This window comes from Shewanella sp. A22, assembly GCF_053850585.1.
Genome location: NZ_JBSQBN010000128.1, coordinates 1 through 13,263 on the forward strand (window position 1 = coordinate 1; position 13,263 = coordinate 13,263).

Sequence of the window (13,263 nt, forward strand, 5' to 3'; positions counted from 1 at the left end):
CTCAGGTATTCCACTTCTGTGTTACATCGATTTAAAAGGGAACAACCATTTCTACATCAATGTGCCTTGAATTGAAAAACCTGAGAGACTCTGAACTGACCAGATATTTAATGGGATTGGTATAATACTTTAAGGGCTAACTGATACTAAGCAAAATATAAAACAGCGTGATAAATATGATGTCGATAAAAAAGACCTTGCGGTCCTTTTTATTTATCAAGCCAATATGTCCACTCTACCTAACGCGATTAACAGAGCACATATAGCGATGCTCTTTAAAAGCTTGGTAACAAGCCTTGCGGCAATAATCGGTTAAAACTGGCGCTATACAACAAGTCGACCGAGTTCTCGATATCAGGTGAAAAATAACGGTCCTTATCATAAAACGTCACTATTTCACGAAGCTCGGCTTTGGCCATTGCTACGGCGGCGCTTGGTTGCAAAGGCTTTCTAAAGTCTAACCCTTGCGCAGCAGCTAACAACTCAATAGCTAATACTCCACGGGTATTTTCGCTCATGTAGCGTAAACGTCGTGCAGCAAACGTCGCCATCGACACATGATCTTCTTGGTTTGCCGATGTCGGCAAACTGTCTACCGAGGCAGGATGTGCATAGGTTTTGTTTTCCGATGCGAGTGCAGCTGCGGTGACCTGAGCAATCATAAAGCCAGAATTTACCCCACCGTTATCCACTAAAAATGGCGGTAGCTTAGACAAACTAGAATCAATCAACAACGCCATTCTGCGTTCCGAAATTGAGCCCATTTCAGCAATCGCAATCGCGAGGTTATCAGCCGCCATCGCAACGGGTTCAGCATGGAAATTACCGCCTGAAATAATATCGCCAGTGTCTTGAAACACCAATGGATTATCAGTAACGCCGTTTGCCTCCGCCCCAAGCACTTCTGCGGCTTGACGGATTTGGGTTAAACACGCACCTAATACCTGTGGCTGACAACGCAGTGAATATGGGTCTTGCACTTTTTCGCAATTACTATGGCTTAAGCTAATTTCGGATTCGTTAGTGAGCAAATGACGGAAAATGGCTGCTGAGTCAATTTGACCTTTTTGACCACGCGCTGCATGAATGCGTGCATCGAACGGACTACGGCTACCCATCGCGGCTTCAACACTCATGGCACCAATAACCGAACTGGCAGCAAATAAATCTTCGGCATTAAACAAGCCTTCAAGCGCTAAGGCGGTTGATGCTTGAGTACCATTTAATAATGCCAAGCCCTCTTTAGCGGCCAGTTCTATTGGTTTTAATCCCGCAATTTCAAGTCCCTCTATAGCTGGGATAATCTGCCCTTGATAGCTCATTTCACCTTCACCTAATAAAGGCAGGCACATATGAGCCAGTGGCGCTAAGTCGCCCGATGCCCCGACAGAGCCTTTTTCTGGTACACACGGATACACTTCGGCATTCACTAGCTGAATGAGAAACTCGATCACCTCTAAACGAATACCTGAAAAACCACGGCTCAATGAATTAATCTTTAATACCATCATTAAACGTACGGTGGCATCTTGCATATATTGGCCAATACCAGCGGCGTGGGACAACACAATAGAGCGTTGTAATAACTGTAAATCTTGTGGGGCAATTTTGGTGTTGGCTAACAAGCCAAAACCCGTATTAATACCATACACAGTACGGCCTTCGCGCAGTACTTGCTGGACAATTTCAGCACTTTGATTAATGCCTTTAATTGCTTCTTTCGCAAGCGTTAGCTTAACGATATTACGGCTAATAGCGCGCGTTTGCGCTAATGTCAGCGTGCCAGGAATCAGTTCAAATGAATAAGTCGACATGGATTAAGCTCCTAGCATTGGCAGGTCTAAGCCTTGCTCTTTGGCACAATTTTTTGCAATGTCATAGCCAGCATCTGCATGACGCATTACCCCTGTAGCAGGGTCGTTCCACAATACTCTGCCTAAACGTACCGCAGCCTCATCGGTTCCGTCGGCCACGATCACCACTCCAGAATGTTGACTAAAGCCCATACCAACGCCGCCACCATGATGCAATGACACCCAAGTTGCACCGCTAGCTGTATTGAGTAGGGCATTCATTAATGGCCAATCTGACACCGCATCTGAGCCATCTAACATGGCTTCTGTTTCACGATTTGGGCTGGCAACTGAGCCAGAATCTAAGTGATCACGGCCAATAACAATCGGTGCCGATAACTCACCGTTTTTGACCATTTCATTAAAGGCTAACGCTAAGCGGGCACGATCTTTAAGCCCGACCCAGCAAATGCGTGCAGGTAAACCTTGAAACGCAATCCGCTCACGCGCCATGTCTAACCAATTGTGTAACTGCGGATTATCTGGAATCAGCTCTTTAACTTTGGCATCTGTTTTGTAGATATCTTCCGGATCGCCAGACAAGGCTACCCAACGGAATGGGCCAATGCCTTCACAAAATAATGGCCGCACGTATGCTGGTACAAACCCAGGGAAATCGAACGCATTCGTTACGCCTTCTTCAAAGGCCATTTGGCGAATATTGTTACCATAATCTGTGGTTGCTGCACCGGCAGCCTGCAATGCCAACATTGATCTAACTTGCACCGCCATTGATTGCTTCGCTGCTTTAACGACTGCCGCTTCGTCAGTTTTACGCATTTTAGCAGCGTATTCTAAACTCCAGCTTTGAGGTAAATAGCCGTTTAATGGATCGTGTGCTGAGGTTTGATCGGTTACCACATCAGGCACAATGCCGCGGGTCACTAACTCAGTAAACACATCGGCAGCATTGGCTAACAAGCCGACTGAAACAGGTTTACCGCTTTGATTTGCTTCATCAATCATCGCTAATGCTTGATCTAATGAAGTGGCTTTTTTGTCGACGTAACCAGTACGCATGCGAAAATCGATACGGGTTTCATCTACTTCACAAGTTAATACCGAATAACCCGCCATAGTACCAGCCAGTGGTTGTGCGCCACCCATGCCGCCTAAACCGCCAGTTAAAATCCACTTACCCACTGACGAGCCATTAAAATGCTGTTTAGCCATGGCGACAAAGGTTTCGTAAGTACCTTGCACAATGCCTTGCGAACCAATATAAATCCACGAACCCGCAGTCATTTGGCCATACATGGCCAAACCTTTCTTATCCAGTTCGTTAAAGTGTTCCCAGTTAGCCCAATGTGGCACTAGGTTTGAATTAGCAATAATGACCCGTGGCGCATTGCTATGAGTGGTAAACACCCCAACAGGTTTACCCGACTGCACCAATAAAGTTTGATCGTCTTCAAGGCGTTTAAGCACCTCAATAATTTTATCGTAGCTTTGCCAGTCGCGCGCGGCGCGGCCAATGCCGCCGTACACCACTAAATCTTCTGGGCGTTCGGCAACATCAGGGTGTAAGTTGTTCATTAACATGCGCATCGCGGCTTCGGTTAGCCAACTTTTACACTGTAATTGATTACCGTGCGGCGCAATAATGCGACGGCTTGGATCGTGTCGTTTATCCATATGTTCCTCTTCAACTGAGTTTATTCAGTTTGGTTTTTTATTGGTCTTGTTGTTTATGTTTAATGTCTTACGGGTTTCATTTTCGGTACTACCATTTAACGCGCAAAGGTTAAATGGCCGCCTAGTTTAAATTTGCTGCCCGGATGAACTAAACGAGCAAAACTGACCACACCTTGGCGTGACCAGGTACGACGTAAAATTTGTAAGCAAGGTTCCGTTGTCGCAATGGCTAAACGTTGTTGTAACAGCTCGTTAGCCATAATGGCTTCAACGGTATGTTTAGCCTCTGTCAGCGGTGCCACCGCCGATAAATATTCATGTGGAGTATGTGAGCTAAAATCTTGTTGTAGGTAATCAGGCACAAGCAGTGGGTTCACATAACGCTCTTCAACTTGTAATGGTAAGCCTTGTTCGCAATGTACCAACACCGAATAAAATACAGGGCTGCCCAATTCCAGCCCCAGTGCATTAGCCACCGCAGTGCTGGCCTCAATTTGTGTCAATTCAAGCTGGTTAACACTGTAGCCATGGCCACGGTCTTTTATCTCATCGGCAATATTACGAATAGCCAGTAATGACGATTGCGACTTTAATCCAGCAACAAACGTACCCACACCCTGAGTGCGCTCTAACACACCCGAGTCCACCAGCTCAGTTAACGCCCGCCTTGCTGTCATACGGCTACAGGCGAACAATTCAGTTAACTGATTTTCAGATGGCACTCGGTCGTTTTCTTGCCATTCGCCCGTTTCAATACGGCTCAAAATGAATTGTTTTATTTGGGAAAACTTTGCTTGGGCCATATCAGCAGCTCTCGATTTTTTAGACAATAATATCATTGCTGTTTAAAAACATATCATTCATCCTACCTTGTATATACAAGTTAAAACAAGTATTGTTTAGCAATCAATAATTAATGCATTTTTAGGGGTTTTCATGTCGTGGGATCAAGTGTGGATTGATGTAAACGTGGCCACCATGGATACCAATATCCAAGGGGCTTACGGCGTAATACCTCAAGCAGCTATTGCAGTAAAAGATGGCAAAATTGCTTGGGTTGGCCCGCGAAGTGAACTACCTGAATTTGATGTACTGGCAACCCCAGTTTACAGAGGCAAAGGCGGCTGGATAACACCAGGGCTTATTGATGCACACACCCACTTGGTCTTTGCTGGTAATCGCGCCAACGAATTTGAACAACGTTTACAAGGCGCGACTTACGCAGAAATAGCTCGCACAGGTGGCGGTATTATCTCAACGGTTAATGCTTGTCGCGATGCCGATGAAGCTGAACTATTTGAGCTGGGTCGACAACGCTTAAATGCCCTAGCCAGAGAAGGCGTCACCACGGTTGAAATTAAATCCGGTTACGGTTTAAACACCGAAACAGAGCTTAAATTATTGCGCGTTGCACGTGAGCTAGGCGAGCATCATCATATTGATGTGAGCACGACATTTTTAGGTGCCCATGCTATTCCGCCAGAATATCAAGACAATGTAGATGCGTATATTGACCTCGTCATTAACGACATGCTCCCTGCTGTTATTGCTGAAAACCTTGCTGATGCCGTTGATGTATTTTGTGAAAATATCGCCTTTAATCTTGAACAAACTGAGCGAATATTAACTGCGGCCAAGCAAGTAGGATTACAAATTAAACTGCATGCAGAGCAATTAACCAATATGGGCGGCAGCGCATTAGCGGCCAAGCTTGGGGCTAAATCGGTCGATCATATTGAGTTTCTAGATGAAGCAGGTGTTAAAGCCATAAGCGAAAGTGGTACCTGTGCAACCTTGTTACCCGGCGCATTTTACTTTTTACGCGAAACCCAATTACCGCCAATCAACTTACTGCGCCAATACAAGGTGCCAATGGTTATTGCCAGCGATTTTAATCCGGGGTCATCGCCTATTTGCTCCACCTTATTAATGCTCAATATGGCTTGCACCTTATTCAGACTCACCCCTGAAGAAGCCTTACAAGGTGTAACCATTAATGCTGCAAAAGCACTTGGTGTCGACAATAATGTCGGCAGTATTACCGTTGGTAAACAAGCTGATTTTTGTTTGTGGGATCTCACCACTCCAGCACAATTAGCTTATGCTTACGGGGTAAACCTGTGTAAAACCGTTGTCAAAAATGGTCAGGTAGTTGCGCTACCCAATTAAAGGTTAAACCGTTAAATAATTGGGCTCAACTTTTTTCAATCAAATAACCCACAACTTCAGTTCAAACTCATAACTGATAGCAGTACCACAGGCGATAATGTCTATCTCCAGTGGCACTACTATGTACGTCACCTTAAATCCCAAGTTCAGATTAATTAAACTATTAGGCAATAAAACCGTGATTTTAAGGTCAGTTTCATTTAGGCTGACTACATTAATGAACAATCGTTCAACTTATTAATATCAGTGTCACTGGCAACAACAGTGAGATGAATACTCGATAAGTTCTTTTAACCAACATCACATTGCCAGAGGTTTTATGAAAATCCGTGTTTTAATATCGCTTGCGACAGCTTTTTTTATGCTTAATACCAGTAGCGCTTTTGCTAAAGATCCAGCAGATACTACGGTGCAACCACCACTAGTTAAGCCTAAAGTGATTATTTTTGATGTGAATGAAACCTTGTTAGATCTTGAAAATATGCGCGCCTCTGTGGGTAAAGCACTTAATGGCCGTGAAGATTTGCTGCCATTATGGTTCTCAACCATGCTGCACCATTCTTTAGTGGTTTCAGCGACAGGTGATTACCAAACGTTTGGTAGTATTGGCGTTGCGTCATTGCAAATGGTCGCCGAAATCAATGGCATTGCCATCACACCAGAACAAGCTAAAACCACCATTCTAACGCCACTTCGTTCATTACCCGCTCACCCAGATGTTGCGGAAGGTTTAGCTAAATTGAAGGCCCAAGGCTACAAACTAGTCACCTTAACCAACTCATCATTAGAAGGCGTAACCTTACAGCTTAAAAATGCTAATTTAAGCCAGTATTTTGATGCCAACTTAAGCATAGAATCTGTTGGGGTATTTAAGCCGCATTTAAAAACGTACCAATGGGCCATTAAAGATTTAGGCGTTAATGCAGATGAAGCGTTAATGGTTGCCGCACACGGTTGGGATATTACCGGTGCAGATAAAGCAGGCTTACAAACCGCCTTTATTCGTCGCCAAGGTAAAGTGTTGTTCCCGCTAGCAGCGCAACCAGACTACAACGTACTGGATGTAAACGAACTAGCCAGCACCCTAGCTAAGTTCAACTAGCCTTAACGATTATCGCCCAGTATTAGCTGGGCGATAAATTTGCGCAGTAATGAGTATTTCCTCTATATAGCCACATCAATCTCCCCCCCTCATGACGCCTTGCACGCCCCTTGCCATTAACCATTAATTAACATTTAATGAATGCTGATTAATCGTCGTCATAAAAAGGGAAAACAGATGAGAAAGGAATATTTAGCGCTATCAGTGGCATTAAGCTTGGCCAGCTTAGGCATGAGTGCCAACAGTGTGGCACAAACAACCTTGGTACATGATGTAAACGGTTATAGTGTCGTCAATGGCAAGCTTGAAACCTTTAATGCAATACAGTTTACCGATGACAAGATCGACCAAGTTTATCGGCAAACTCCGCCACTACCTACCGATGCCGCCATTACCGTTATTAACGGACAAGGTAAAACTTTACTGCCAGGATTAATCGACGCCCACGGTCATGTACTGGGTTATGGTTTGAGTTTATTAACCGCAGATTTAACCAACACCAATAGCGAAAAACAAGCCGTAGAACGCGCGCAAGGATTTAGTAAAAACAACCCAACTGATGGATGGTTAATTGGCCGCGGTTGGAACCAAGAGTTATGGGACAGCAAACAATTCCCAACTAAAGAAAGCCTAGATAAGGCCTTTAGCGCCAATCCGGTGTCATTTGGCCGAGTTGATGGTCATGCCATTTGGGTTAACAGCAAGGCGTTAACACTCGCGGGAATTTCCTCAACCACAGTGGCACCAGAAGGTGGTGAAATTGTTAAAGACGAGCAAGGTAATCCTACCGGCGTGTTAATCGACAATGCCATGAACTTAGTGTTTAGCATTATCCCCGAACTCAATCAGCAACAATTACAATCAACCTTAACTCTAGCGATGGATAGTCTAGCGTCATACGGACTCACCAGTGTGCACGATGCTGGTATCAGCACCGACAACATCAAAGCATACCAACAATTAGCAGCTAACAATGCCATGAGCGTACGCGTTAATGCCATGCTATCGGTTGAAGACCCTCGCTTTACCACCATCTTAAAGCAAGGCCATATCACCACAGCTAATGACATGTTTAAAGTCGACAGTGTAAAAATATCGGCAGATGGCGCGCTTGGCAGCCGCGGAGCAGCGTTAATCAAAGAATATTCAGATCAACCCGGCCATAAAGGGTTAATGCTGTATTCAGACGAGCAACTCGGTAAACTGATTTTACAGTCGATGAAAGCGGGTTTTCAGGTCAACACCCACGCCATTGGCGACAATGCTAATCAAGTGGTACTCGATAAATACCAAACCGCCATTGCAGCAACAGACTCAAAAGCATTACGCCATCGTATTGAACATGCACAAATTCTCGATTTAGCCGACGTACCGCGTTTTTCCAAACTTGGGGTTATCGCATCAATTCAGGCAACCCACGCCACCAGCGATAAAAACATGGCCGAAAACCGTTTAGGTAAAGCCCGTCTAGCTGGTGCTTATGCGTGGCGAAAGCTGTTAAACGCCAATGCCGTCATCGCCAATGGTTCAGACTTTCCGATAGAATCACCCAACCCATTTTTTGGATTGCACGCTTCAGTCACTCGCCAAGATCATGTAAACCAACCACTCAACGGTTGGCTCGCCACTGAGAAATTATCACGCCTTGAAGCACTAAAAAGCTTCACCATCGACGCCGCTTACGCAGGCCATCAAGAACTATTACTAGGCTCATTAGAACCCGGTAAAAAAGCAGACTTTATCCTAGTAGAAGATGACTATTTTACAATCGACCCACAACAGATCTGGCAAAACAAAGTCATCGCCACCTGGGTAAACGGCCGCAAGGTATTTGCAAAAGAGTAAGCAGTATTTAACAGGCTTATTGGTAGGTAAAATAAGTAGAATTGGCTTTAATAACGTTTCAGCCTGTGTGCCAAAATGACACAGGCATTGCTTATTGTACGTTTTAACACCATAATGACCATGTGACATTTTGGCACGTATGGGGATTATATTATGGCGACTACTTTACCTCGCATCACCGCTAGAGTTGATGTCGACACCCAAGATTTACTGACAAAGGCAGCAGCTATAGCGGGTATGTCGAGTATTAATTCATTTGTACTCAGTGCAGCAATCGAAAAAGCCAAACAAGTAATAGAACGTGAACAAACACTAAAACTTAACCAAACAGATGCAATGTTGCTTATGGAAGCACTAGACAGTCCAACAGCACCAAACTCAAAACTCAAAGCGGCTTCTGAACGTTACGAAAGCAAAACCCAATCATGAAGACGGTACTTTTAGATAAAGCTAAACACGATAGAAACCGATTCAACTGTGGTATTGATGCTCTTAATAATTACTTAAAAATCATGGCGAGTCAGCAAACAAAGAAAGACAACAGCAGAACGTTCGTTTTAGAAGATGATAACGATAACTCGCATATCATCGGCTTTTATACCTTAACAATGACACCAATTGACTTAAAGGCTCTGCCGAAAAAGTATCAATCATCAACCTCTGGCGGCCTTATAGCCCGCTTAGCAATCGATGACCGCTACCAAGGACAAGGCTTTGGCGAATGGTTACTCATTGATGCACTACGAAAACTGTTAGCGGCAAGTGATAGCGTAGCATTCCCTGTCGTCATTGTTGACGCAAAAGATGGCGCAACACACTTCTACGAACATTATGGATTTCAGGCCTTTCAAGACGCAGAAAACAAACTGTTCATCACCATTGCAGAGGTAAGAGCAAGCTTAAGTTAATTAACCAAAAGCCTTTAGCGCTACCAACTAAAATCCAACTAACTGTTTGCAAACATATGGCGACAAGCAGAGCTTACTGTCGATAGTCAAGGGTCGTCAGATACTTGCAAAAAAGTAAACGATTTGAGGCAGACTTGATGAAATACGCTAGCACTTAATAAATCTAATTTACTCGGTATTCGCTTAAAAGAAGTGCTCGACCTATCTTTATTGACTATATTTTGTTCTCAATAAATTTGACTGCTAATGTAAGAGCTTCAGAACCCAAGCTCGGGCAAATTTCATTTAGAAAGACTATTTTCCCTCCATTTTCACTTGCATTTTTAAGTGGTCCATCCTTTTTATCCAACGTAAGCACAAAGTTGGTTCGAGATAATGCCCCAAGTTCAATATCAGCTTCTTGTTTATAGAGAATCAAACTTTTTTTGCGTTTTTGAGTGGTTCCATATTCAGCTTTTAATCTTGCTCTTTCTTTATTTTCACTAACAGAAGTAAAAGATCCCATCCCAAAACTAGAACTGCGTTGTTCTGATTCGGAATGAGAGGGATTCGAAAATCCAAAAGTGTGCACTTCTTCGACATCGTTAGCGAGAACTGAAAGTATAAAGTTTTTTAATTCAACTTTATCTGGGGTATCAGGCATTTGTGTTATTTCAAAACGCCCGTATTTACTAATTAATATGCGATATTTTTTTGCTGGAAAGTAATCCCGTAAATTGAGGCTATTTTTAAGAAGAAAGTCCCATATATTATTATCTATGTATACATTTATCACTGTTACTCTCCTTAAGTGGCTTATTGAACGACTAACCAAATAAATTCAACGGCTTAAGTTCTTGATTAATATACATCCTACATTTGCTTTATCTTCGATGTAAAGCAGTTAAATCTATTCGTGTTACCACTACATTGAGGACGTTGAAGAAAATAGCGTGAGTCCAGACATGGATGTCTGGCTAGCTTTCGAGGGGAAGGGACGCCCCATCGGAAGCGTTAGCATTTTCGAATAAGGCCGAAGAACACCAAAACGAAGTCAAAAGCTGGATTCAACCACGTCGCGAAATTATCGCTTTTCAGATAATTTTGATGTGGCGGCTGGGAGTTCCAAGAGGGAACAGCCGTTGGTTTCCTCTTGGTCTGGTGTGGGCGAAGCGCCACGACGTTAGTGGCCGCAGGCCATAAAACACAACGAAATAAGAATTACTGAGACAGCAGCAAAAATTGACCACGTCACCACCTAGATGATCACATGGCCAAAAAGCTGAATAAACGAATTAAGCTTGGGTAAACAACTGATACAATTTATCTTTTAACACCAACCGGTCAAGCTTTGCTTGCTCAATAAACTCATCACTTGTCGGAGTATTGCGTAACTCCAGCTTACGTATTTCAGTATCTAAATCATGATACCGCTTCGCATCAGTTGCGAACTCAGCATCACAAGCCGTTAACGATCTAATCTTGTCTTGATACTCAGGAAAATCTATTAATAACGCATGGCTTTCACCTAACATAACCCTCTCCTTTTCATACTAAACTTAAGCCCGTTAGACCATATTTGAACCCTATCGTCAAACTGACACTACTACTTCACAATACATGCTCATAAAAACTGTAAGAGCTTAATCTTAAGAACTGTTAGGATATAACCATATTCCAACCTGAATGCCACGTAAACCTAATGAGTAATTAATGAAAAAAATTATCCATGTCATTATGTTGAGCCTGCTCGTCAGCGCTTGCACTGACTCCACCACCGCTGACAATAATTCAAACTCTACAGCCACTGACAGCACTGCAAGCAAAACAGCCACCAAACTCAGTCTTAAACAACAAGTCGCATCAATCACTAAAGACTATTTTGTACTCAGACCCGAAGTTGCCACTTACTACGGCGTGAGTGATGCCAGTATCAACGCCAATGTGATGTCTAAACTCACCGACTACAGCCCATCTGGTGAAACCCGCCGTCGCAAAGGACTTAAATCAATACTGAGCCAACTCAACGATATTGATGAAGCAAGCTTAACTCCCTCAGAAACAATCAGCTTAAACGCGATAAAGTCTGAAGTGAAAGGCGCTTTATTACCTGCTCAAGTAGTTAATTATGGCAACGTGTTAGGTGAATACGGCGTATGGTTTTTACCCTATGCCGTTAACCACTTATCTGGTTTACAAATTGAATTCCCCGGTTATATGGAAGACAAATTTGCCGTCACCAATACTGCCGAAGCAGAGGCTTATTTAACTCGCTTAAGCATGTACCCTGCCGCTATGGGCACATTGGTCGATAAACTCAATCACGATGTATCGATGGGCGTCATTCCACCAGACTTTGTCATTGATAACACCCTACGAGGGTTACAAGCTCAAATCAGTGGCCCAGCAAACAGCCATCCTTTAGTGACCAGCTTTAACGCTAAACTTAATGCAGCCAAAGTAGAAAATAGCGATATTTTGGTAAAGTCTGCGGCCGAGTTAGTTAACACGAAATACTATGCCGCCACCCGCCAACTGATTGCCGCGTTAGAAGCGGTGCGCCCAAAAGCAACTCATGAAGCTGGTATTGGTCGTTTACCCCAAGGGGCGAAGTTATATCAATCGCTGATCCAGCATTTAGGCAATTCGACCAAAACTGCCGATGAAATTCATCAACTCGGATTAACGGAAGTGGCCCGTATTACGACCGAAATGGACGGGTTACTCAAAAAAGTCGGTTATGTTGACGGTACCGTCGGTGAGCGCATGCAAGTGTTACTCAACGACCCACAATATCTTTACCCTAATACTCCAGAAGGCAAGCAACAGCTAATGGCCGATATTCAAGCCGACTTAGCCTTAGTTGATGCAAAATTACCAGACTGGTTTGGGCGTTTACCTAATCAAGATGTGGCCATTGAAGCGGTACCAGAAAGTCGCGCCGCTTCGACTAGCGGCGCATTTTATGATGCACCATCACAAGACGGTTCACGCAAAGGCACCTTCTGGATCAGCTTGTATGACACAGCATCACTGCCATCTTATTCATTACAAACCTTGACCTACCACGAGACTAATCCAGGTCATCATTTACAAACCATTATTGGCTTATCTGATGAACTGCCGCTCCTAAGTACAGTATTTTATTCCAATGCTGCAGGCGAAGGTTGGGCTTTATATGCCGAGCGTTTAGCCGCCAAAATGGGCATTTATGCAAATGATCCTATCGACAACATTGGCCGTTTGCAGTCAGAGCTACATCGTGCGGTTCGCCTTGTGGTTGATACCGGCATACATGCCAAAGGCTGGAGCCGTGAACAAGCCATTGATTATTCTGTTGCTACCGAAGGTATTCATTTGTCGGAAGCCACAGGCGAAATTGAACGCTATGCCGTTTGGCCGGGCCAAGCACTCGGCTATAAGTTAGGTGAGCTGAAAATTATCGAACTACGCGCAAAAGCCAAACAAGTTTTAGGTGATAAGTTTAATATTAAAGTGTTCCACGATCGCTTATTAGAAAATGGCGCATTGCCATTAGATTTAATGGAGCAAAAAATTAATCAGTGGTTAGCCAGCGAAACAGCTGCGTAATCAATCTCGACTAGGAATACTAAACCTCAGCTCAGAATAATAATGTTTGAGCAAGTTATACCAATCCTATTAAATATGTGATCTTTCAGCGGGAGTTCAAAGTGCTGTAGGCAAGGCAGATGATTGAAGCGAATAGTGATTCTATTTTGAAAGCATCTAACGAAGCATAAAGGACTTTGAA

At 43.7% G+C, this 13,263-nt stretch carries 11 protein-coding genes; 6 read left to right on the forward strand and 5 right to left on the reverse strand.

Translation table 11 applies throughout. The features are described from left to right. Window positions 1–275 precede the first annotated feature (275 nt). From hutH to hutC, 3 genes are all read right to left on the reverse strand, one after another. Window positions 276–1,814 (reverse strand): histidine ammonia-lyase, encoded by a 1,539-nt coding sequence (hutH, locus tag ACWXWT_RS17375; protein ID WP_456042835.1) that lies wholly within the window; start codon window positions 1,812–1,814, stop codon window positions 276–278. Window positions 1,815–1,817: 3 nt separating this feature from the next. Then, window positions 1,818–3,488, reverse strand: coding sequence for a urocanate hydratase (gene hutU, locus ACWXWT_RS17380; RefSeq protein WP_456042836.1), 1,671 nt, complete (start codon window positions 3,486–3,488; stop codon window positions 1,818–1,820). A gap of 95 nt (window positions 3,489–3,583) precedes the next feature. After that, on the reverse strand, window positions 3,584–4,291 hold the full coding sequence (gene hutC, locus ACWXWT_RS17385; protein ID WP_456042837.1) for a histidine utilization repressor: 708 nt from the start codon (window positions 4,289–4,291) through the stop codon (window positions 3,584–3,586). A gap of 133 nt (window positions 4,292–4,424) precedes the next feature. Between hutC and hutI the strand changes: the two genes are divergently transcribed. The 5 genes from hutI (at window position 4,425) to ACWXWT_RS17410 (ending at window position 9,512) form a co-directional block, all read left to right on the forward strand. Continuing rightward, on the forward strand, window positions 4,425–5,657 hold the full coding sequence (gene hutI, locus ACWXWT_RS17390) for an imidazolonepropionase (RefSeq protein WP_456042838.1): 1,233 nt from the start codon (window positions 4,425–4,427) through the stop codon (window positions 5,655–5,657). Between the two features lie 325 nt (window positions 5,658–5,982). Further along, window positions 5,983–6,759 carry a haloacid dehalogenase type II gene (locus ACWXWT_RS17395; RefSeq protein WP_456042843.1) on the forward strand — a complete coding sequence of 259 codons (777 nt, stop codon included), beginning with the start codon at window positions 5,983–5,985 and terminating at the stop codon, window positions 6,757–6,759. A 177-nt stretch (window positions 6,760–6,936) separates the two neighbouring features. Further along, window positions 6,937–8,604: an amidohydrolase gene (locus ACWXWT_RS17400; protein ID WP_456042839.1), complete on the forward strand. Its 1,668-nt coding sequence runs from the start codon at window positions 6,937–6,939 to the stop codon at window positions 8,602–8,604. 153 nt (window positions 8,605–8,757) lie between these two features. Continuing rightward, complete coding sequence (locus ACWXWT_RS17405) at window positions 8,758–9,033, forward strand: type II toxin-antitoxin system TacA family antitoxin (protein ID WP_456042840.1); 276 nt, start codon at window positions 8,758–8,760, stop codon at window positions 9,031–9,033. Further along, window positions 9,027–9,512 (forward strand): GNAT family N-acetyltransferase, encoded by a 486-nt coding sequence (locus ACWXWT_RS17410; protein ID WP_456042844.1) that lies wholly within the window; start codon window positions 9,027–9,029, stop codon window positions 9,510–9,512. The genes ACWXWT_RS17405 and ACWXWT_RS17410 overlap by 7 nt, the downstream gene beginning before the upstream one ends. A 214-nt stretch (window positions 9,513–9,726) precedes the next feature. Here ACWXWT_RS17410 and ACWXWT_RS17415 read toward each other — a convergent pair whose 3' ends face one another. Beyond that, window positions 9,727–10,287 carry a hypothetical protein gene (locus tag ACWXWT_RS17415; RefSeq protein WP_342859506.1) on the reverse strand — a complete coding sequence of 187 codons (561 nt, stop codon included), beginning with the start codon at window positions 10,285–10,287 and terminating at the stop codon, window positions 9,727–9,729. A 499-nt stretch (window positions 10,288–10,786) separates the two neighbouring features. Beyond that, the gene (locus tag ACWXWT_RS17420; RefSeq protein ID WP_456042841.1) at window positions 10,787–11,026 is read right to left on the reverse strand and encodes a YdcH family protein; all 240 of its coding nucleotides are present in this window, start codon (window positions 11,024–11,026) and stop codon (window positions 10,787–10,789) included. Window positions 11,027–11,204: 178 nt separating this feature from the next. Between ACWXWT_RS17420 and ACWXWT_RS17425 the strand changes: the two genes are divergently transcribed. Beyond that, window positions 11,205–13,082: a DUF885 domain-containing protein gene (locus tag ACWXWT_RS17425; RefSeq protein WP_456042842.1), complete on the forward strand. Its 1,878-nt coding sequence runs from the start codon at window positions 11,205–11,207 to the stop codon at window positions 13,080–13,082. Window positions 13,083–13,263 lie beyond the last annotated feature (181 nt).